Origin of the sequence: Acinetobacter sp. 1130196 (assembly GCF_000588095.1) — a bacterium.
GTDB lineage: Bacteria > Pseudomonadota > Gammaproteobacteria > Pseudomonadales > Moraxellaceae > Acinetobacter > Acinetobacter nosocomialis.
In genome coordinates this window covers 43,090-63,800 of the sequence record NZ_JFWX01000021.1, presented here as the reverse complement: position 1 = coordinate 63,800, position 20,711 = coordinate 43,090, and the positions used below count along the sequence as shown (strand labels likewise).

The window sequence follows — 20,711 nt, the reverse complement described above, 5'->3', positions numbered from 1 at the left end:
CTCTAAACCAATAATTAAATGGGTTACAGGACAGTATATGACTGCGGTGTCAAGTGTTTATGCACAGCGCTTATTGATGACATTATTCTTGGTCTCTTTTGGTATTTATATGTTTCTGGCGACAGTAACGTATACGCCATTTGATCCGGGCTGGATGCATATTTCAAGTGATACTCAGCAAGTATCCAATGCAAGTGGTATTGCCGGTGCATGGATTGCAGATTTGTTGTTTGGCTTTTTAGGTTGGGCAAGTTTACTTATTCCAATTTTCTTATTTGTTGAAGCTATTCAAGTCTGGTGGCCGCATAGTTTTCTAAACCGTCCATTCCGTTATGCTGCTCAGTTCTTCTTGATTCTTGTTGTGTCTAGTTTGCTTTACTTACACTGGAATGTACCTGCAGATACTTTAGATAATGCGGCAGGGGGGATTATTGGTTATGAATTAGGGCAGAGCTTATCTCAACTGTTAACAATTTATGGTGCGACCTTATTTTTATTGGTTTTCGGAGTGGTATTATTCACTTTGGCATTTGGGGTGCAGTGGAGCAAAACATGGGTTACGCTCAAAGCAATGCCGAGTTATTTACAAGATTTATTCTATAAGAATGTATCGCCAAATGAATCTGCTTATGATTTAACTACACAGCCTGCAAATAAAACAGCAACGGTAAAAGTTGCCGAGATGCCTAAAGCTGAAGTTAATGATGAAGCAGAGCTAAATGTTCAGCCAGAAAAAACTCAAGCCAAAGCTAGCTCTACACGACACGATGAAATGGCGGAGCGTTTATTTGCCGATGTGTTAGCGAAAGAGCAAAGTCAGTCTGAAACTGTTGAAGAAAAACCAGCGCCTCAGCCAGAAAACTTTGAGCGTACGCTTGAACAAGCTCAACAGCTTAAAAAAGACAGTGAGCGTTTAGTAGCGACAGGTGAGGTTTGGCGTGCCCTACAGCGCGATGATGCAAGTCATAAGCAAGAAATTGATGCACTGTTAAGAGCTGCGGATGATTCAAATGAACATCCAAGTCATGAGCAATTCCAAGAAACGGCTTATCAGGCTAAACAAGCACAACCTCAAGCATCGAATATTCATCAAGGCTTAGATTGGAATGATGATGAGATTTTTGATGAATTGCTTGCAGCAGTTCCAAATAGTAAAACTGCTACTGATGTACATACTCCGTTCGTTCAAGATCATCATGTTGAATCAGCAGTAGCACCGCAAACACCTCATCCATCAGTTGAAACATCTGCACCTGTATCAAATTTAAATCAGTCACCTAAAAACTTATCAAATGAACAAGTATTTGATGATTTTGATGACTTATTAATTGATGAAGATATTGCCCCAGCACCTCAATCGGTCAAAGCAAGTAGCTATGCGCAATCTTCAGCATTTGTAAAAGCTCCTATTCAAACTACGATTGGTGCAGAGAAGCTTTCAAAAGAAGAATTTATTGAAGCTTGGCAAGAAACTGCTGGAAAGCCAGAAGACAATCTTGAGGATGAATTCGATTTTGATGCGCCATTAACAGATGCATCAGGTCGACCAATGTCGCGTGCAATGCAGGTAGCCAAAAAGCGTTTAGATTTACCAACATTACCGGGCTTTGAATTACTTGATAAGGTTGACCCAAATAAGAAAGTTAACTTTACCGAAGAGCAGCTTTCGCGTTTGTCTGAATTGCTTGAGATTAAATTACAAGAATTTAATGTGAAGGCGCAGGTTGTTGAAGCTCAGCCGGGTCCAGTTGTTACACGTTTTGAATTAGATTTAGCACCGGGTGTGAAAGCATCTAAAGTGACTAATATTTCCCGTGACTTGGCGCGCTCAATGTCTATGGCATCAGTACGTGTTGTGGAGGTTATTCCGGGTAAACCATATATTGGTATTGAAGTACCAAATAGTGCCCGTGAAATGGTACGTTTAATTGAGCTGTTGGAAACACCAGCATATCGTGACCCAAGTGCTCTGATTAGTATGGCAATGGGTAAAGATATTTCGGGTAATCCGGTACTAACAGACTTGGCAAAAGCACCGCATATGTTAGTTGCGGGTACAACTGGCTCGGGTAAATCTGTTGCCGTTAACTCAATGATTTTGTCGATGTTACTTAAATATACGCCAGATCAATTACGTTTAATTTTAATTGACCCGAAACAGCTTGAATTGGCTAACTATAACGATATTCCGCATTTATTAACGCCTGTAGTCACTGACATGAAAGATGCAGTTAGTGCATTAAACTGGTGTGTAAATGAAATGGAACGCCGTTATAAGCTTATGTCGTTCCTTAAAATTCGTAAGTTAAGTGACTACAACCGAAAAGTTGAAGAAGCAATTGCGAATGGAGAAGACTTGATTGATCCAACATGGAAACCAAGTGATTCAGCGACACAAGAGCGTGCACCTCGTTTAACGCCATTACCATCAATCGTGATTGTGGCAGATGAGTTTGCCGACATGATCATGCAGGTAGGCAAGAAAGCAGAAGAAATGATTACGCGTTTGGCGCAAAAATCTCGTGCTGCTGGTATTCACCTGTTACTTGCAACTCAGCGTCCATCGGTAGATGTTATTACGGGTCTTATTAAAGCCAATATTCCAACGCGTGTAGCTTTACGTGTAAACAGTAAAATTGACTCACGTACTATTTTGGATGCAGGTGGTGCAGAAGACTTGTTAGGCCATGGTGATATGCTGTTCTTAGGGCCAGGTAAAATTGAGCCAGAACGTGTACATGGTGCATTTATTAGTGATGATGAAGTTAACCGTATTTGTGATGCATGGCGTGAACGTGGTGAACCAGACTACGTAGATGAGATCTTAACACCATTTGATGAAGAGCCAGCTTCGCGTGGCTTTGAAGAGGGTGATGGTGCTTCAGACCGTGATGCCCTTTATGATCAATGTGTATCGTTTGTCCTAGAAACTCGTAAGGCATCTACATCATCATTACAGCGTAAGTTTAGCTTAGGTTATAACCGTGCTGCCCGTATTATCGACCAAATGGAAGAGAACGGTATTGTGAGTGCTATGGGCGCCAATGGTAAGCGAGATATTTTAGTTTAATATCTACATTTAAAATTAAGCCTCTTCGGAGGCTTTTTTTATTGTTAAAAATAATCATTATTCAGTTGTAGTTTAAGATTTTATCAAATAGTAAAAAATGCTAATGTGTGCTTCTCAATAAAAAACAATGAAACAAATCAGGAGGACAACATGTTAGTCGCGTTAATTACATTAGCTTTTATTCATTTTTGTGCGCTTATTACTCCAGGGCCTGATTTTTTTCTGGTATCACAGACCGCAGTGAGCCGCTCTCGTAAAGAAGCCATGTTGGTTGTGGCAGGGATAACAGCAGGGGTTTTGTTTTGGGCTTCTTTAGCACTGATGGGCTTAAATATTATTTTTGAGAAAATGGCATGGTTAAAGCAAGGGTTACTCATCGCAGGTGGTTTGTACCTATGTTGGTTAGGCTATCAAATGTTGCGTTCAGCATTTTCAAAAGATCAGCAGCAAGAGGTGACAACTGTTGAGTTGCCTAAAGCACCTTACTTATTTTTTATGAAAGGATTACTTACCAATTTATCGAATCCTAAAGCCGTGATTTATTTTGGTAGTGTGTTTTCTTTATTTTTAGCTAACCCTCAGCTTGATCAAGTTCATTGGTTACTGTTTATTATTGTGTCGGTTGAAACGATTTTATGGTTCTGCTTTGTGACTTTTATTTTCTCATTACCGAGTTTTAGAGTAGCTTACCGTAATTTTTCAAAATGGATTGATGGGATTTCAGGTGGTATTTTTACCGTATTTGGTATTTTCTTGATTGGAAATCGATAACTCCAGACAATAAAAAAAGCCTCTTAAAGAGGCTTTTTTTATTCTTAAGCTTAAGCAAACTTTGCTAAAACTTCTAAAAACGGCGCTGATTGACGCGGAAACTTAGCAATCACGTCATGAATGCGTTCGCCTTCAGGATTTGTTGCATTGATATCTCGCCCATCTGCAACGAATTTAGTCAAAAGACGTTCATAGTCATTTGGACGCATATGTTTGAAAGCATGGTAGAGCACATGAAAGTCTGCGTTCACACCATTTGGAGGAAGTTGGTTGAGGTAGGCAAAAACACGCTCATCGGACCATTCTTCATTGAAAGTTGCTGGCTGTGATAATGCCATGACAATCTCCTCATTTTAAAAAAGGCAAAATAACTTGCGTTATTTTGCCTTGATTCTGATTTATTGAATAGTCAGAAATAGAATTATCGTTCTTCAGGTAAATTGATATTCATTTCTAACATTTCGATATTTGCTTCAGAACGAACTTGCATTTGGATATGCTGTTCGCCTACGCCGCTTACATAGCGACTGACCACCTGCATGATTTCTTTCTTCATTTGGTCAATCTTGTCTTGGCTTAAACGACGGCCTAAACCTTGTTCTGATGCAACAATAACTTTTAAACGATCTTTGGCAGTTTGAGCACTTGATGGTTTTTCTTCACTGCTAAATAATTTACTCCAGAATCCTGCCATATCTACGCTCCAAATAGTCGTGCTAACCAGCCTTTAGGTTGAGCTGTGATGTGTCGATAAGGGCGGTCTTCGCCAAGAAAGCGAGCAACCAAGTCATCATACGCTTGGCCAGCTTTAGTTTCTGAGTACAGAATAACTGGCTTACCTTCGTTTGATGCTTGTAATACACTTGGACATTCAGGAATAACACCTAATGTCGGTACGCGTAAAATATCTTTAGAAATATCATCAATCGTCAGCATTTCCTGACGGTCAGCACGTTCAGGGTTAAAACGTGTAATACATAAATGCTTACGTATACGTCCTTCGTTGTGTTCAACTTTTTTAGTTTTGCTGTCTAACATTCCGATGATGCGGTCAGAGTCACGTACTGAAGAAATTTCAGGGTTTGTCACAATGATTGCTTCATCTGCATGGTACATTGCTAAAATCGCACCACGCTCGATCCCCGCAGGTGAGTCACAAATAATGTAATCAAATTCTTGAGAAAGCTCATCAATTACACGAGCAACACCTTCGTCGCTCAAAGCATCTTTATCACGGGTTTGTGAAGCCGGCAAAATGTAAAGGTTTTCGATATCTTTATCGCGAATAAGGGCTTGTTGCAGACGTGCTTCATTATTAATTACATTGACGAAATCATAAACAACACGACGCTCACACCCCATGATTAAATCAAGGTTACGTAAGCCTACATCAAAGTCAATCACAACAGTTTTATGACCACGAAGGGCTAAACCTGTTGCAAAAGATGCACTCGTTGTAGTTTTACCTACACCACCTTTGCCTGATGTTACGACAACAATTTTGGCCACCGAATCCACTCCTATTATGGTCATACATACACCCTTAAAAGGGCTGTTTTTTGGTGATTTGCTTAATAAACTAAAGTTCTAGAGCTTCAAATTCAAGCTCTTGCTTTTCATTTAAATAAATATGTACTGGCTTTTTTACCACATGTTTAGGGATATCATCTGCGACACAATATGTTCCGGCAATGGAAACGAGTTCAGCCTCTAAAGATTGGCAAAAAATGCGTGCAGCAGCGTGCCCACCCGCACCAGCAATGACTCTACCACGAACCGTGCCATAAATATGTATATTTCCTGAAGCAATCACTTCAGATCCACTATTCATGCCAGCTTTTAAAATAATATCGCCTTGGTCTTGTACAAGAGATTGGCCTGTACGCAAAATTTCATCATGATAAGAGGTAATATGGGCAACTGCATTATTATTTAGTGGTTTTTTTGTTTCTGTTGAGGCTTGTGCAGGGGCAGCTTTCTCTACAATTGCAACTTGCTCCGCAGTTGCTTTAATGCGTTGTAATGGCTGGTCTGCCGGTAATACAGGGAACTGAATGGCGCGTGCTTCATCACCTAAAATACCGTCAATAACCGCCATAGGCTGTAAACCTAAGCTGACTAACAACTGAATTAAAGCAATGAGCTCTTGCTCAACAGTACTATCTATAATAACGACAGTTCCCTGATAGGAACCTTCATTTAGAATATTTGATAATTGCTGGCGGATCACATCATGATCATTCGTATCGAAGGTTATCCTGCTAAAGTTAACCATTCTGCCGGTAATCCGGATATCAGCCATAAGTCTTCCTTCAAGGCGTTAAAACGAGCTGTAATATCGTTAAGTTTATTGTAAATAGAGCAAATGCTAGAACAAATCGTGCCAATTCTCTAGCGTGTTTCATAAAAAATTAAGTAAATGCTTATTCTTTGATTCGATCATGCTCCGCAAGGGTTTGTTGCCACTGTTTGACTTTAACTTGTTTGCGAATTGCTTCGAGACTTTCAAACACTACAGACTCTACAAGTTGTTCAAGCTCACGGTTATTAATATTCACGTTACTTATTTTTTCTGAAATTAATTGATAAGTTGCATTGGGCTGTTCTTTTGACCCTTCAATTAAAGGTTCAATTAAACCTGCACTGATATTTTCCCCAAGTCTTTGACCAATACTTTGTATTTGCTGTTCAATACGGCCTCCGACTAAAGGAATTAAGCGTAATAATTGGGTTAATTCTGGCGTATCTTCTATGGCTTGATCAACAATTTGTCCAACACCTTTTGTAATTGCGGGCTTTTGTTCTTTTAATGCTGTAGCTAAGGATTCTTGTAATATGGAGGTCAGGGTAACCGTAAATTGTTCACGATGATGGTTAACCAGCTCATGAATAATTTGCTTATGTGTTGAGCTTGTTTGAAGCTCATTACGAATGCCATCAATAACCGTAATAACCACGCGATCAGATAGCTCTTCCATAACGACACGATAATAAAATAAACCGTTTTTTCTCCAGCTTTCAGGAATAACCGGATAGCCTAATTCATATAAGCGATAGGCAATAATGCCGGCACGAAACAAACGTAAAAAACGCAATTGCGGAATGATGGCTAAAATTTCATACCAGTGAATAAATGGAAAGAAGAACCAACGTTTATGGTGTTTATAAACAATAGAAATGCCCCAACGGACAAAAAATTCAGTAATTAAAAAGCCAATAAACCAAGCTTCTGTCGTAATTACCCATGGGTGTAAATAGGTTTTATAAAAGCTGAGTACTTGGGGCAAGTGAATATGTTCGAAAAACCATGCCCCAATACTGCTCATTAAAAAGAAATTTGCTGCAAGACAGAACAGATTGAAAATAATAATAAACACCATAAAGATGTCATAAATCAAAAACAGCTTAAATGAAATGCTGTTTGGGTCCATATGATAATATTGTGCTTGTTTTCTGGAACTGTTTTGCATAGCTGTAAATGCTTTTAATGAGTTGAAGTAGTATATCGAGCTTTCATTTGTTCGATGAGTTGATCTTTTTCAGTCCAGAGTTCATGTACCCATTGTTGAAAACGCTCACGGTAAACTGGGTCATCTTCGTAGTTACCGCCGAGTACCCAAGCTGGTATTTCAATTTTACGAAGATTTACCGCAATTTGTGAAACATCACCTAACCAGAAATCGCCATAACCTGGTACACCGTCAGGGTAAACAATCGTCATATCAACTAAAGCATCAATTTTGTCGCCTAAAATATTTAAAGCCAGTGCCAAACCACCTGCTTTAGGTTTTAGTAAGTGTTTATATGGCGAATTTTGTTGATCATGTTTTTCCTGAGTAAAACGTGTACCTTCCAAATAGTTTAATAATGTAAAAGGCTGGCTTAAGAGCTGTTCGCATGCTTTACGTGCTTCCATCATATCGCGGTCTTTTAATTCAGGGTTTTTCGCGATTTGCTCTTTGGTATGACGTTTCATCATTGGGAAGCCTAAAATTTTAAAGGCTTGACCAACGAATGGAATAAAGATGAGTTCCCACTTGGTAAAAAAACGGGTAAGTGGCATACGGGTTAAGCCGAAATACTGGTTTACAGTCGTATCAACCCAACTTTGATGGTTACAAGTCATTAAGTAACGGCCTTGCATACTTAAATCAAGACCTTCGTCGATCGTAATGTCCCATTTTAAATTAGGTAGAACATGGTCAATGAGCCAATTGTTGACACTGAGCCAGCTATTTGTAATTTGAATGTTGGTTTCATCTACTTTGGATGATTTTTTAAATAACTTGGTTAAACCCAAAGCCAATACAGGTGGTCCATGAAAAAAGGTGCTACCTGTAATGACTGTACCGACAGTGAGTCCACGTGTAATTTTTTTTAGCGCAGATTGCTTATTGGGTGCAGTTGACATATAAATGGCCCCGAATATCCAAAATCCATAGAAAGTTGTTCAACTATAACTATCATGAAATGAAATACAACGGTATCTTAGACAACAATGAAGAAATTGTGATGAGTGCACGTCTTAAAGTGCATCAAAATATTACAAAAAACTAACTAAACTGTTTATTATTAACAAAATATCAATGTTTTATACTTCCTTTTTGTTTCATTATTCATCCAGACAACAAAACACACAAAGTGAGGAGGCATGCAATGCGTGCATTAGTTATTTCAACAGTCGTAGGGGCAGCAGTAGTACTTTCTGGTTGTCAGACAACAGGTAACAACCTTGGTGGAATTGAATACGATAAAGCCGCATTAGGTACATTAATCGGCGCAGCAGGAGGTTATGGTATTTCTAAATCAAGTGCAAACTCTAGCCGTCAAAACAACCGTGCTGCGGCAATCGGTGCAGTTCTTGGTGCAGCTGGTGGTTTATATCTTGACCAAAAAGAGAAAAAATTACGTGAACAAATGGCGGGTACTGGTGTAGAAGTAGGCCGTAACCCAGATGGTTCTGTTCAATTGATCATGCCTGGTAGCATCACTTTTGATACGAACAAATCAAACATCAAGCCAAACTTCTATGCAACTTTGGACAAAGTAGCGCAAACATTGGCTGAAGATAACAAGAGTGCGATTTTAGTTACTGGTTACACAGATAACACTGGTAATGACTCTATCAACATTCCATTATCTCAAGCACGTGCTCAATCAGTTAAAATCTTTTTAGCTGGTAAAGGCGTTTCTTCAAGCCGTATCGATGCACAAGGTTATGGTTCTTCTAACCCAATCGCAGACAACTCAACTGCTTCTGGTCGTGAACAAAACCGTCGTGTAGAAATCAGCATTTATGCTAAACAATAAGATTTAATTTATTGTTTCAAAAACCACCTTCGGGTGGTTTTTTTATGGGTGCAGTACAAGAAATAATCACGACATTCTGCGGTGCATAAATTGCATTATTAGACATCATTTATACATATCCGTAGATTTACTATTGGGATTCTAAAAAAGAGATGACTATAATCATGCTCGAAAAATTAAGAGGTAATACACGATGTCATCTGCCAGTCAATTGAACGACAAGCAAGAAGAAGCCATGAAATATACTCAAGGCCCTTTATTGGTGCTTGCTGGTGCTGGTTCAGGTAAAACATCGGTAATTACTCGTAAAATTGCCTATTTGGTGCAACATTGCCGTATTCCAGCGCATCGTATTACAGCGATGACCTTTACTAATAAAGCTGCACGTGAAATGAAAGAGCGTGTAACCAAGCTTTTATCACGCGAGGAAGCAAAAGGTTTATCAGTCTCGACTTTCCATACTTTTGGTTTAAATCTTTTACGTTTAGAACTTAAAAATTTACCTTTAAAAGCCAATTTTTCGATTTTGGATGCAGATGACTGTAAACGTATTTTGATGGACCTGATGCATCGCGATAATTTATCAGGTGCTGAGAGTAAAGAGTTAATTGCCAAGGCAATGAAGAAAATCTCAGATTGGAAAAATGATCTGATTTTGCCAGAACAAGCACATTCGACGTGTGAAACACCCGAAGATGTTCAATTTGCCCATCTTTACCAACTTTATGAGCGTAATTTACGTGCCTACAATGCAGTCGACTTTGATGATCTAATCGTTATGCCAACACGATTACTGCAAGAAAATGCAGAGGTACGTGATAAGTGGCAAAACCGTGTTCGTTATTTATTGGTCGATGAATATCAAGATACCAACACTGCACAATATATTTTAGTGAAACTATTGGTTGGTGTAATGGGGCAGTTTACTGCCGTTGGTGATGATGACCAGTCGATTTATGCATGGCGAGGGGCGAAGCCTGAAAACATGGCTTTGCTTAAACAGGATTTTCCAAATTTACATATTATTAAGCTTGAGCAAAATTACCGTTCGACCAGCCGTATTTTGAAAGCTGCAAACTGTGTGATTCAAAATAACCCGCATATTTTTGATAAGAAATTGTGGAGTGATAAAGGCCATGGCGAGGTCATTAGAATTATTACTTGTCGTAATGATGACGATGAAGCTGAACGCGTAGTTAAAGACTTGCTGACTCATAAACTGATGAATGGTAAGAACTGGAAAGATTACGCTGTGTTATACCGTGGAAACTTTCAGGCGCGTGTATTAGAAACCCAGCTTCGCCAAATGCAGATTCCGTATAAGCTCTCTGGTGGTACATCATTCTTTGCTCGTGCAGAAATTAAAGACGTAATGAGCTACTTGCGTCTTATTATTAACCCTGAAGATGACAGTGCTTTCTTACGTATTATTAATACCCCTAAACGTGCGATTGGCCCAGTTACTCTTGAGAAGCTAGGATTATTTGCGCAAGAAAATAATTTGTCTTTACTTGGTGCCTCTTCCGACCAGCGTTTAAGTATGGTGCTTCCTAAAAAGGCAGAAACTCAATTACATGAGTTTGCTGACTTTATCGCAACGTTTACTCGTGAGTTGTTAGAAGACGATGAGCCTGTACCTAAAGTTCGTCAAATGATGAATGAGGCAGGTTATATCGACTATATTCGCGAGCAGTCTGCAACACCTGCTCAAGAGAAAAGTAAGCTTGATAACATCGAGAATTTATTTACCAGTATTCAAAATCTGATTAATCGTGCAGAAGATGTTGATGAAAAGAACATTGAAAGCGTTATTCGAAAACTGGTCTTGCTCGATTTGTTAGAACAACAGCAAGAAGAAGAGGACACTGACAAAGTAAACCTACTTACTTTGCATGCAGCAAAAGGTTTGGAGTTCCCATTTGTGTATATTATGGGACTTGAAGAAGAGCTTTTACCGCATAAGAACTCGATTGCAGCTGAAACCATTGAAGAAGAACGCCGTCTTATGTACGTGGGAATTACCCGTGCGCGTCAAGGCTTAACTTTAACTTTGGCAGAACAGCGTAAAAATGGTGGTCAAATGAAACAAATGCCCCCAAGCCGTTTCCTTGATGAGCTTCCACAAGACGAGCTCGAATGGTTAGGGCGTAAAAAGAAAATTGCAGCAAATGTTGACCCTAAAGAACAGGCTCAACAATATTTGGCAAATTTAAAAGCTTTATTAAAGCGTTAATTTTTTTTAATTTTTAGGAAATCTCATGAAAGTTCAAGTTAAATTGCTCGATCCACGTTTAGGTAAAGAATGGCCTTTACCTTCGTATGCAACAGCAGGATCAGCAGGTTTAGATTTACGTGCCTGTTTAGATGAAGCAATTGATATTGAACCAGGCCAAACTGTATTAGTTAAAACAGGTATGGCAATTTATATTCATGATGTGAATTTTGCTGGTTTAATTTTACCGCGTTCAGGTTTAGGCCATAAACACGGCATTGTTCTTGGTAACTTGGTCGGATTAATTGACTCAGACTATCAAGGCGAATTGATGGTTTCAGTTTGGAACCGTGGTCAAACCACTTTCCGTTTAGAACCAGGTGAACGTTTAGCACAATATGTTTTAGTCCCAGTTGTTCAGGCTGAGTTTGAACAAGTAGAGGAATTTGAAGAAACTTTACGCGGTGCTGGTGGCTTTGGTCACACTGGTAAACAATAATTAACTTATAAAAAATAATGAAAAGAAACGCCTGTTTTACAGGTGTTTCTTTTTATACCTTGAATGTTACAATGAATTATATTACAACACGCTTTACTCATACTCTTTTAACTTTTTTAGCAAATACCTTTTTGAATACTCTATATTTTTGCGATAGATCAGATTGATCTTTAAATAGAAGATACGCTATGAATGTAAGACACTCATTCCCAAAAAATATTTTCCGTGCTTACGATATTAGAGGCAAACTTTCTTATTTAACTACGGATGTCGTCCGTTCAATTGCCTATGGATTGGCACAACAATATAAACAAGCAGAACAAACTCAACTGGTCATTGGTTATGATGCCCGTCTCACAAGCCCAGCTTATGCGCATTTAATTGAAGAGATATTAGTAGAGCAGGGCCTCAAAGTTACAAACATTGGTTGCTGCTCAACTCCGATGATGTATTACATTGCACGTGAGTTTGGCGGTAATGGAATTATGGTGACAGCTAGCCATAATCCAAAATCAGATAATGGTATTAAGTGGATTTTAAGAAGCGAACCTCCATCTCCAGAAATGATTCAGCAAGTCGGTGAGTTCGCGCAAACTTATGTTCCTACTCATCCGATTTCATTATTAGAATTATCAACCCCTCAATTTAAATCAGAATTTTGCAAAAAATATCAGCAAGCCATCTTTGAAGACATTCAACTCAAACGTCCATTAAAAGTAGTGCTGGATGGTTTACATGGTTCGGCAGGGCACTGTGCGAAACTGGTACTCGAAAAGATGGGCTGTGAGGTTATTGCCTTACGTACGGCGCCAAATGGTGAATTCCCTGATCATGCGCCAGACCCTTCACATGCTGCACATTTGAAAGAGTTGCGTAAAACAATTGTTGAACAAAGTGCAGATATTGGTATTGCGCTTGATGGTGATGGTGACCGCGTCGTATTACTCGATGAAAAAGCCAACATACTTACAGCTGATCGGTTACTGTCGCTATTTGCGCAAATGTGTCTGGAACAGCAGCCCCATAAAGAAATTGTATTTGATGTGAAATGTTCGCTTATGGTTCAAAGAACCGTAGAGCGACTCGGTGGTAAACCGAAAATGATTCGTACGGGTAGCAGTTTCCTCCGTTCATACTTGTCTAAGTCCAAAGGCCTAGCCATTTTTGGTGGCGAATATGCTGGCCACTATGTGTTTAATGACGGACGTGGTTTTGGGTATGACGATGGTATATATGCGGCACTGCGTGTAATGGAATATTTCACCGAGTCTAATGCGGCAACAGTTTCGGATTTATTTTCTATTTATCCTGAAAGATGCTGTACCGAAGATACCTATATCAGTACTCACCAATCAGATCCTAAGCATGTACTACAAGACATTGAAATTTTGAGCCATCGTTTAGGCGCTCATATTAGTAAAATTGATGGCGTACGTCTTGATTTTGATGATGGTTTTGGCATTATTCGAGCATCAAATACGGGTGAGTATTTTACCGTAAGATTTGACGCTGATAGTCCTTTGCGTTTAAAGGAAATCCAGCAAAAATTTATTGATATGTTGCAAGAGCGTTACCCGCAAATTGCACAAGAACTTTCTGAGGCCTAATAAGGAGAGGCGCAATGCCACAAGATCAGCATCTCGGCGTCGACAAAGCAAAAATCTTGATTGAAGCTTTGCCATATATTCAACGTTTTTCTGGTAAGACGCTGGTGGTGAAATACGGTGGTAATGCGATGACTGATCCGGAATTGGAAAGTTCATTTGCTCGCGATATCGTTTTACTTAAAACTGTGGGCTTAAACCCGGTTGTTGTACATGGTGGTGGCCCACAAGTTGACTCTTTCTTGAAGCAATTAGGCCGTGAGTCTGACCGTATTGACGGTATGCGTGTGACCGATGAAGCCACTATGGAAGTGGTTGAAATGGTATTAGGTGGTAGCGTAAACAAATCCATTGTTAATTTAATTAATAAACATGGTGGACGTGCGATTGGCCTCACGGGTCAAGACGGCAATCTTTTACGTGCCCGTAAATTATTAATGGAAAAGCACGAAGAAGACGGTTCTATCAAACATATCGACTTAGGTATGGTGGGTGAAGTGACTGGGGTAAAAACAGACGTATTGGAGATGTTTACTCAAAGTGACTTTATTCCTGTTATTGCTCCTTTAGGCGTTGATGAAAAAGGTAATACTTACAACATTAATGCTGACTTAGTAGCTGGCAAGGTTGCTGAAGCACTGGGCGCAGAAAAATTAATTCTGCTTACGAATATTACCGGCGTATTAGATGAAAACAAAAATCTCTTAACCGGATTAACCACACAAGAAGTTGACCGTTTAATTGAGACAGGTGTGATTTACGGCGGAATGATTCCTAAAGTAGGTTGTGCATTAGATGCTGTAAAAGGCGGTGTTGTGAGTGCTCATATTGTTGATGGCCGTGTACCGCACGCGACATTACTTGAAATCTTTACAGATCATGGTGTAGGTACGCTTATTTCTAACCGTACTCATTCAGCCCACTAAAATTATTATTTTCATTAAAAGATCACGCTAAGTGGTCTTTTTTTATGCCATTTAATTTTGGTCATTTTTTTGTCATGAGCTTTGACTAGTGTAGGGGGTGTCACTAGGAGCGTTCATTATGCTGGAAAAATTTAATCAATATCGCCAAACGTGGACTTTACCTCTAAATCGCCATAAGGCTACGAATCAAACACAATTTCGCTTTGAATGGGTTGATAATTTAAAAGAATTACAAGATGTACAACGGTTTCGTGCACAACAATTTAGTAAACAGTTCGGTATTCATTTTGAAGATAACTTAGATCAAGATATTTACGACTTTAGCTGTGAGCATGCAGTATTACGTGAGAAATGGACGGGAGAGATTGTAGCTTATACACGCCTCAAACTCTTTCAGGGCCATGAAATTGCACAAAGCTATAGTGCTCATGAATTTGATATTGTTCCCCACTTATCACATTTGCCAAATGTATTAGAAATAGGGCGTACCTGTGTACATCCGCGTTTCCGTAATGGAAAGGCCCTTTCAACGTTATGGTTGAATCTTGCACCTAAAGTTTTGTGGTCAATGCGCGCTAAATATTTAATGGGCTGTGTCAGTATTCATCTGCAAGATAACTTGGCCAGAGCGTACTATACGCACCGTCAGATTCAGCAATTACCAGACAGTAAAACCATCGATATTCGTTCTAAAAAAATTTATGAACCTGAATATCCTGAGTTTAGCTTTCCTCAAGATGAGCGCATGCCGAAACTGTTTCAAATGTATTTGAGTATGCAGTCTAAACTATCTAAAGATGCCTTTTTTGATGCTGAATTTAACTGTCTCGACTATTTTGTATTTTTGGAAGTGAATAAAATCGCAACTTCTTTTGTAATGAACAAAATGGCTCAGCGATAAAGATATCTTATATTTTGTAATAGCGAGCGCATATTGGGATTTACAAGCTATTTTACTCTCATGCACAATAGTATGTATGAGGTAATGAAGCGAAAAGTTTAAAACAATATGTGCCAGCTATTAGGAATGAATTGTGCAACACCAACGGATATCACTTTTTCTTTCCGTGGTTTTTCACAGCGCGCAGGAATTACCTCTGACCATAGTGATGGTTTTGGTATAGCCTTTTTTGAAGATAAGGCATGCCGATTATTTGTAGACAACCAGTCTGCAGTTGAATCACCAATTGCTGATCTTATACGTAATTATCCTATCAAATCACGTAACGTAATCGCGCATATCCGTAAGGCAACCCAAGGCAAAATTACACTTGAGAACTCACATCCTTTTATTCGTGAGCTATGGGGACGTCACTGGATTTTTGCTCATAATGGCGATTTACATGATTTTAATCCACCCTTGAGTGGGCGTTTTACACCAGTAGGAAATACTGATAGTGAAAGAGCATTTTGTTATTTATTAGACCAGCTTGTAGAAGTATTTGGCTATGAAGAACCAAGTCTTGAACAGATATTTGAAGTGCTAGAGAAAATTTCTCCACAAATTGCAGAATATGGCACATTTAATTTCTGTTTATCTAATGGCAAAGCTTTATTTAGTTATGCAATTACTAAATTGCATTGGCTCGTTCGTGAATATCCATTTAATAATGCGCATTTAATCGATTTAGATGTCGAAGTCGATTTTAGTCAAGTAACGACTCCTGAAGATCGGGTTGCAGTAATAACCACTGAGCCTTTAACACATAATGAAACTTGGACAGCATATCAACCTGGTGAAATGATTTTATTTCAACATGGCCAGCCTATAAAAAAAGCAATAACACATGTTGAAAGATTAATACGTGAAGAAAAAAATCCTGAACTTAAACGTATTACTCGTGCAGATCAGTATTAAATCTTCAGTAAAAATAAATGTAATTGCTTGACTAATATATATTTCACTTAATTAACAATAAAGTATTTTGTTTAAAAAATACTTTATTGTTTTAGTTGGTTAATATTATTAAATATTTTATAAATCAAAAACTTAATTAATTATTTATTTTTATTTATATAAAGCCGACAAAATAGGTTTGTTTTTATTTATACCCTTTAAAGATAAGATGCGTTTTATGCAACAGTCATTGAACATCATTGGGGGTGGTGTATGAAAATGAAATGGGCTTCAGAATATAATACGGGTATTGATGTTATTGATGAGCAACATAAACGAATACTCGATTATATTAATGAGATTGATGATGTAAAAGATGATGAAGATAGACGTCGTATTAAAGATGTTTTAGACAATATTATCGATTATACACAGTCACATTTTACCTTTGAAGAAAGTTTGCAAGAAGAAGCTGATTATAAATATAGAGTACCTCATAAACGCGTACATGATTTGTTTATTAAAAAAATAGAGTTATATCGTGAGCGTTTTGAAATGGGGCATACTATAGAAGCTGAATTACAAGAAATTTTGGCTAAATGGTTAATTAATCATATTCAACATGATGATGCTGATTATGTAGGGGCAGTAAAAGAAAATATGATGGGGATTATTAGAGAAAAAGAAAAGAAGAAAGGAAAGAACTGGTTCGCCCGTTTTTTCTCATAAATTTAACTCGAAAAACTCTAATATACAGTTAGCGCGGCAAACTATCGTTTCGGTGGTTTGCTTTTTTTATTGTGCAGACTTTGATTTTCATGCATGAGACGGGCAAAATATCTAAAGACTTTTTCAAGGAATGCATAATGCAGGACATACCTATGTCACGTTGGTTATCGCCTCTTATGGCGTTTTGCTTATCTTTTGTCATCATGGCCACTTTGGCACCAACCATGGGCATCCAGATTGATCGTCAGCTCGATTTCTGGTTATTGTGGTTTGGCACAATGTTGTTATTGGCATTACCAGTTTGTTATTTGGAAATTGCTTTAGCAAAACGATCTAAAACAACCGCTTTAAATGCGTTATCGAGTTTAACTCGTGAAGCAGATAGTTCACCTAAATGGCGCGTGGTTGGCTGGCTTGCTGTTGTTTTTATTCCTTTCTTAGCGAGTAATGTACTGAGCACTGCAAGCAATATATTAGTTGCGCAGTTTGCCCCAGGCGTTTCCGGTCAAATCATTTTTGCGGGCCTTGCAGTTGCTGCCTTGGTCTTATCATTTATTCCTCGTCAAATTCTTGTTTTGTTAATGACCATAGGGGTAATCGCTTCTATTGTGTTGGCAAATATGATGGGTACCACGTTACAGCCTTGGCATTGGACCAATGTAGAGTTTAAAGAGTGGGGTAATGCAACCGTACTTGCACTTGTAGCGAGCGGGTTAGGTTTAGGACTTTACTGGCAAAATAGTGTTGGCACTGTTCAGACTCAAGAAGGTGCAACGAAAACTGTTCTTCCAATTTGGTTGGCTCAGCTCATTGCTGTAATTGCTTTTGGTTTCTTCTCGCTTCAAGCTCAATTATCAGTCCTTACGTGGATATTTACTGGCGTGATGACATCAGCATTATTTGTGCAGTTAGCAAGAGAACAACTTGCTCAGCGTCAGCTTATGCCTGTTTTACAATGGGTGATTCTTATTGTTGCGATTGCAGTTTGGGCTGTGCCTGAACTTCATAACTTATTTACGTTGATTCTTATGCTTTGGGGCTTACTCATTAGTTTGATCTATGCAATTTTTGCAGGTTGGATTATGAAAATTAGTCACTTACGTAAATCGATGAATTTCAGCAATGAGCTTTTCTATAACTTATGGCGTATTGCTGTACGTATTGTGTTGCCACTTTCAATTATTGTGGCAATGATTGCTGTAATTGGGCAAAGTATCTAATGGAACGCATTCAACAAGTTTGGGTTGCGTTTGCAGCGCCAGAGCAACAGTTTCTAATCTCTGTTCCATTTGAAGAGGGAATGACTGCTTCACAGGCAGTTCATGTCAGTGGTTTATCAAGTCAAGTTGATTTGCCTGAACCACTTCAGCTCGGCGTTTTTGGAGTAAAAGTAGAAGCTGATGCCGTAATACATGCAGGTGATCGAGTTGAGGTTTATAGACCTTTAACGATTAATCCAAAAGATATTCGTAGAAAACGTGCCGCGAAGAACCCTGTAGGCAGATACATTAAAGGCAATCGCTTTAAGCAATCAGCTCAATAAGCAAAACCCCTCAAGTTTTTTCACTTGAGGGGTTTCTTTTTATTAGAAAAAACGATTATAGTGGTGGGGCAGTTAAAATTGCTTCTTTAGAAGCAGGTAAACCTGGTTGCGATTCTGGAATAGTCTCTAAACCTTCAATTTTAGTTACAGTTCCAGTTCCATCAAAGTAAATTTTTAAATGCTGACCATGTGCTGCGGGGATTTTCGCTTTTTTAGCATATGTTCCCGGGATATAGTTGTAGATATAGTCCCAACGTTGTGGATTGAGGGGATCAGTCACTGTTGGGCTACCAAGCAAAAAGCGCACTTGCTGGAAATTCATGCCGACCTGTACTTGAGAGGCTTGAGCTTTAGTCAATGGAGTCCCTTGAGGAATATCAACCTTATATACACCAAAGATTGAACAACCAGCTAGGAGTGAAGTGACGAATAACGTCAGCACGAGTTTTTGCATTTTGCTACACTATCCCAATAAATTATGATGCATTTGATCAAAGGATAGATCATACTTCATATAAATTCTATTGCCTATTCCAACTTGAGATTTGTTGAGAGACCTTTTTTCATGCCTATTTCCAATCAAGATTTGCGCAAAGCTGGACTTAAAGTTACCCTTCCACGAATTAAGATTTTGGAATTATTAGAAAATTCAAAACAACATCATCTTAGCGCTGAAGATATTTACAAGACTTTGTTAGAGCAAGGGGAAGATGTCGGACTTGCGACAGTTTACCGTGTGTTAACACAATTTGAAGCTGCGGGTATTATTCAACGTCATCATTTTGAAAATAATCATTCTGTTTTCGAAATTATGCAAGAAGACCACCATGATCACTTGGTTTGCCAAAACTGCAACAAAGTTATTGAATTTACTAATGATGTTATCGAGAAAGAACAGCATTCTGTAGCAGAACAACATGGGTTTACCTTAACGGGTCACTCATTAAATCTCTATGGTTACTGTAATGAACCAGAATGTCAGGATGCATTGCGCAAGAAATAATCGTTTTCACACAAAGAAAACAAATAAAAAAGGAAGGTTACGTTTAACCTTCCTTTTTTTATGAAGAAATTACTGACGATCAAAAGTTAAATGCTGTTTTTCGTCTGTTATTTGATCAGGCCCTTCATTTGCAAGCTTAATCGTTAAACGTAAATCGTTTGGTGAGTCGGCATGTTTAAGCGCATCTTTATAAGTAATTTGGCCTGCTTTATATAAGTCGAATAAAGCTTGGTCAAAGGTCTGCATACCAAGCTCACGTGAGCGTTTCATCAAGTCCTTAATTTCATGAATTTCACCTTTACGGATATAGTCTGAAATTAATGGTGAGTTAATTAAGATCTCAATCGCTGCACGGCGTGAATTACCATCTGGTGTTGGAATAAGCTGCTGTGCAATCATGGCTTTTAAGTTAAGAGACAAGTCCATGTAAAGCTGGCTATGACGGTCACTTTCGAAAAAGTGAATAATACGGTCGAGTGCTTGGTTGGCGTTGTTGGCGTGCATTGTAGCTAATACAAGGTGTCCTGTTTCAGCAAAGCCAATTGCGTAGTCCATGACTTCGCGAGAACGGATTTCACCAATTAAGATGACATCTGGCGCTTGTCGTAACGTATTTTTTAAAGCAATTTCAAATGAGTCTGTATCAATACCGACTTCACGTTGAGTAATGATGCAGCCTGCATGTTCGTGAATAAACTCAATCGGGTCCTCAATGGTAATGATATGGCCTTTAGAGTTATGGTTACGATGGCTGATCATTGAAGCCAATGAAGTCGATTTACCTGTACCTGTTGCACCTACGAAAATAATAATGCCGCGTTTGGTCATCGATAAATCTTTAAGCACAGTCGGCAACTGTAAGTCATCAATTGAAGGAATTTTCGTTTCAATTCGACGTAGTACCATACCCGGCATGTCACGTTGCTGAAAAGCACTGACACGAAAACGCGCCGTTTTATCGCGGTTCATGATGGCAAAGTTACATTCACGAGTCTCTGCAAATTCTTTACGTTGTTTTTCACTCATGATGGAATGTAAGAGCTGTCCAATCACTTCACCTGAAAGGCTATTTTTTGAAATTGGAACAATTTGCCCGTTAATCTTCATCGATGGTGCAACACCATCTGTAATAAACAGATCGGATGATTTTTTTTCAACCATCAGGTTGAGCAAGTCATTAAAATCCATAATTGTATTCTCGCTGTTT

Annotated in this window: 21 protein-coding genes; 13 read left to right on the top strand and 8 right to left on the bottom strand. The window is 38.7% G+C overall.

Features of this window, described 5'->3' with window-relative positions; genetic code table 11:
- The first annotated feature begins 37 nt into the window (after positions 1 to 37).
- Both J671_RS15805 and rhtC read left to right on the top strand, forming a co-directional pair.
- Positions 38 to 3,070, top strand: coding sequence for a DNA translocase FtsK (locus tag J671_RS15805; RefSeq protein WP_006582130.1), 3,033 nt, complete (start codon positions 38 to 40; stop codon positions 3,068 to 3,070).
- 150 nt (positions 3,071 to 3,220) lie between these two features.
- Positions 3,221 to 3,841, top strand: coding sequence for a threonine export protein RhtC (gene rhtC, locus J671_RS15800; protein WP_031982784.1), 621 nt, complete (start codon positions 3,221 to 3,223; stop codon positions 3,839 to 3,841).
- A gap of 50 nt (positions 3,842 to 3,891) precedes the next feature.
- Here rhtC and J671_RS15795 read toward each other — a convergent pair whose 3' ends face one another.
- From J671_RS15795 to J671_RS15770, 6 genes are all read right to left on the bottom strand, one after another.
- Entirely contained in the window at positions 3,892 to 4,179 is a 288-nt protein-coding gene (locus J671_RS15795) for a PA4642 family protein (RefSeq protein ID WP_001218560.1), read from the bottom strand.
- A gap of 83 nt (positions 4,180 to 4,262) precedes the next feature.
- Positions 4,263 to 4,535 (bottom strand): cell division topological specificity factor MinE, encoded by a 273-nt coding sequence (gene minE / locus J671_RS15790; protein ID WP_000896934.1) that lies wholly within the window; start codon positions 4,533 to 4,535, stop codon positions 4,263 to 4,265.
- Positions 4,536 to 4,537: 2 nt separating this feature from the next.
- Entirely contained in the window at positions 4,538 to 5,350 is an 813-nt protein-coding gene (gene minD / locus J671_RS15785) for a septum site-determining protein MinD (protein ID WP_001074362.1), read from the bottom strand.
- A gap of 70 nt (positions 5,351 to 5,420) precedes the next feature.
- Positions 5,421 to 6,143 (bottom strand): septum site-determining protein MinC, encoded by a 723-nt coding sequence (gene minC / locus J671_RS15780; RefSeq protein WP_002052013.1) that lies wholly within the window; start codon positions 6,141 to 6,143, stop codon positions 5,421 to 5,423.
- 121 nt (positions 6,144 to 6,264) lie between these two features.
- Complete coding sequence (locus J671_RS15775) at positions 6,265 to 7,311, bottom strand: hypothetical protein (protein ID WP_004888377.1); 1,047 nt, start codon at positions 7,309 to 7,311, stop codon at positions 6,265 to 6,267.
- A 14-nt stretch (positions 7,312 to 7,325) separates the two neighbouring features.
- Positions 7,326 to 8,252 carry an acyltransferase gene (locus tag J671_RS15770; protein WP_002051994.1) on the bottom strand — a complete coding sequence of 309 codons (927 nt, stop codon included), beginning with the start codon at positions 8,250 to 8,252 and terminating at the stop codon, positions 7,326 to 7,328.
- Between the two features lie 245 nt (positions 8,253 to 8,497).
- Here J671_RS15770 and J671_RS15765 point away from each other — a divergent pair, with 245 nt between their 5' ends.
- The 10 genes from J671_RS15765 to J671_RS15720 all read left to right on the top strand — a co-directional run bounded on the left by J671_RS15765 (position 8,498) and on the right by J671_RS15720 (position 18,501).
- Positions 8,498 to 9,151: an OmpA family protein gene (locus J671_RS15765; protein WP_031982783.1), complete on the top strand. Its 654-nt coding sequence runs from the start codon at positions 8,498 to 8,500 to the stop codon at positions 9,149 to 9,151.
- Between the two features lie 193 nt (positions 9,152 to 9,344).
- Positions 9,345 to 11,384 carry a UvrD-helicase domain-containing protein gene (locus J671_RS15760; protein ID WP_031955816.1) on the top strand — a complete coding sequence of 680 codons (2,040 nt, stop codon included), beginning with the start codon at positions 9,345 to 9,347 and terminating at the stop codon, positions 11,382 to 11,384.
- Between the two features lie 25 nt (positions 11,385 to 11,409).
- Complete coding sequence (dut, locus tag J671_RS15755) at positions 11,410 to 11,862, top strand: dUTP diphosphatase (RefSeq protein WP_002121799.1); 453 nt, start codon at positions 11,410 to 11,412, stop codon at positions 11,860 to 11,862.
- A gap of 188 nt (positions 11,863 to 12,050) precedes the next feature.
- On the top strand, positions 12,051 to 13,469 hold the full coding sequence (locus J671_RS15750; RefSeq protein ID WP_004888372.1) for a phosphomannomutase/phosphoglucomutase: 1,419 nt from the start codon (positions 12,051 to 12,053) through the stop codon (positions 13,467 to 13,469).
- 14 nt (positions 13,470 to 13,483) lie between these two features.
- Positions 13,484 to 14,392, top strand: a complete 909-nt coding sequence (gene argB / locus J671_RS15745; RefSeq protein ID WP_002052003.1) for an acetylglutamate kinase — start codon at positions 13,484 to 13,486, stop codon at positions 14,390 to 14,392.
- 118 nt (positions 14,393 to 14,510) lie between these two features.
- Positions 14,511 to 15,293, top strand: a complete 783-nt coding sequence (locus J671_RS15740) for a GNAT family N-acetyltransferase (RefSeq protein WP_004710230.1) — start codon at positions 14,511 to 14,513, stop codon at positions 15,291 to 15,293.
- A gap of 108 nt (positions 15,294 to 15,401) precedes the next feature.
- A complete protein-coding gene (locus J671_RS15735; RefSeq protein WP_009505210.1) occupies positions 15,402 to 16,250 on the top strand; it encodes a class II glutamine amidotransferase in 849 nt (282 codons plus the stop codon).
- A gap of 252 nt (positions 16,251 to 16,502) precedes the next feature.
- Positions 16,503 to 16,958, top strand: a complete 456-nt coding sequence (locus J671_RS15730) for a bacteriohemerythrin (RefSeq protein WP_000782976.1) — start codon at positions 16,503 to 16,505, stop codon at positions 16,956 to 16,958.
- Positions 16,959 to 17,110: 152 nt separating this feature from the next.
- A complete protein-coding gene (locus J671_RS15725) occupies positions 17,111 to 18,178 on the top strand; it encodes a membrane protein (RefSeq protein ID WP_031982781.1) in 1,068 nt (355 codons plus the stop codon).
- Positions 18,178 to 18,501, top strand: a complete 324-nt coding sequence (locus tag J671_RS15720; RefSeq protein WP_004888367.1) for an RnfH family protein — start codon at positions 18,178 to 18,180, stop codon at positions 18,499 to 18,501. Before J671_RS15725 ends, J671_RS15720 begins: the two co-directional genes overlap by 1 nt.
- Before the next feature lie 55 nt (positions 18,502 to 18,556).
- Here the strand turns inward: J671_RS15720 and J671_RS15715 are convergent, their stop codons facing one another.
- Positions 18,557 to 18,955 (bottom strand): outer membrane protein assembly factor BamE, encoded by a 399-nt coding sequence (locus J671_RS15715; RefSeq protein WP_001170994.1) that lies wholly within the window; start codon positions 18,953 to 18,955, stop codon positions 18,557 to 18,559.
- Positions 18,956 to 19,066: 111 nt separating this feature from the next.
- Between J671_RS15715 and fur the strand changes: the two genes are divergently transcribed.
- Entirely contained in the window at positions 19,067 to 19,504 is a 438-nt protein-coding gene (gene fur / locus J671_RS15710; RefSeq protein ID WP_002052029.1) for a ferric iron uptake transcriptional regulator, read from the top strand.
- Between the two features lie 69 nt (positions 19,505 to 19,573).
- Here fur and J671_RS15705 read toward each other — a convergent pair whose 3' ends face one another.
- Positions 19,574 to 20,692, bottom strand: a complete 1,119-nt coding sequence (locus tag J671_RS15705; protein ID WP_002052019.1) for a PilT/PilU family type 4a pilus ATPase — start codon at positions 20,690 to 20,692, stop codon at positions 19,574 to 19,576.
- Between the last annotated feature and the right edge of the window lie 19 nt (positions 20,693 to 20,711).

Bases quoted from the DNA above. Each gene is read 5' to 3' on its own strand.
- J671_RS15750 (WP_004888372.1), top strand. From the start codon at position 12,051: ATGAATGTAAGACACTCATTCCCAAAAAATATTTTCCGTGCTTACGAT.
- argB (WP_002052003.1), top strand. From the start codon at position 13,484: ATGCCACAAGATCAGCATCTCGGCGTCGACAAAGCAAAAATCTTGATT.
- J671_RS15765 (WP_031982783.1), top strand. From the start codon at position 8,498: ATGCGTGCATTAGTTATTTCAACAGTCGTAGGGGCAGCAGTAGTACTT.
- dut (WP_002121799.1), top strand. From the start codon at position 11,410: ATGAAAGTTCAAGTTAAATTGCTCGATCCACGTTTAGGTAAAGAATGG.
- minE (WP_000896934.1), bottom strand. From the start codon at position 4,535: ATGGCAGGATTCTGGAGTAAATTATTTAGCAGTGAAGAAAAACCATCA.
- J671_RS15795 (WP_001218560.1), bottom strand. From the start codon at position 4,179: ATGGCATTATCACAGCCAGCAACTTTCAATGAAGAATGGTCCGATGAG.
- J671_RS15740 (WP_004710230.1), top strand. From the start codon at position 14,511: ATGCTGGAAAAATTTAATCAATATCGCCAAACGTGGACTTTACCTCTA.
- J671_RS15735 (WP_009505210.1), top strand. From the start codon at position 15,402: ATGTGCCAGCTATTAGGAATGAATTGTGCAACACCAACGGATATCACT.
- J671_RS15775 (WP_004888377.1), bottom strand. From the start codon at position 7,311: ATGCAAAACAGTTCCAGAAAACAAGCACAATATTATCATATGGACCCA.
- J671_RS15715 (WP_001170994.1), bottom strand. From the start codon at position 18,955: ATGCAAAAACTCGTGCTGACGTTATTCGTCACTTCACTCCTAGCTGGT.
- J671_RS15730 (WP_000782976.1), top strand. From the start codon at position 16,503: ATGAAAATGAAATGGGCTTCAGAATATAATACGGGTATTGATGTTATT.
- rhtC (WP_031982784.1), top strand. From the start codon at position 3,221: ATGTTAGTCGCGTTAATTACATTAGCTTTTATTCATTTTTGTGCGCTT.
- J671_RS15725 (WP_031982781.1), top strand. From the start codon at position 17,111: ATGTCACGTTGGTTATCGCCTCTTATGGCGTTTTGCTTATCTTTTGTC.
- J671_RS15720 (WP_004888367.1), top strand. From the start codon at position 18,178: ATGGAACGCATTCAACAAGTTTGGGTTGCGTTTGCAGCGCCAGAGCAA.
- fur (WP_002052029.1), top strand. From the start codon at position 19,067: ATGCCTATTTCCAATCAAGATTTGCGCAAAGCTGGACTTAAAGTTACC.
- J671_RS15805 (WP_006582130.1), top strand. From the start codon at position 38: ATGACTGCGGTGTCAAGTGTTTATGCACAGCGCTTATTGATGACATTA.
- minC (WP_002052013.1), bottom strand. From the start codon at position 6,143: ATGGCTGATATCCGGATTACCGGCAGAATGGTTAACTTTAGCAGGATA.
- J671_RS15760 (WP_031955816.1), top strand. From the start codon at position 9,345: ATGTCATCTGCCAGTCAATTGAACGACAAGCAAGAAGAAGCCATGAAA.
- J671_RS15770 (WP_002051994.1), bottom strand. From the start codon at position 8,252: ATGTCAACTGCACCCAATAAGCAATCTGCGCTAAAAAAAATTACACGT.
- J671_RS15705 (WP_002052019.1), bottom strand. From the start codon at position 20,692: ATGGATTTTAATGACTTGCTCAACCTGATGGTTGAAAAAAAATCATCC.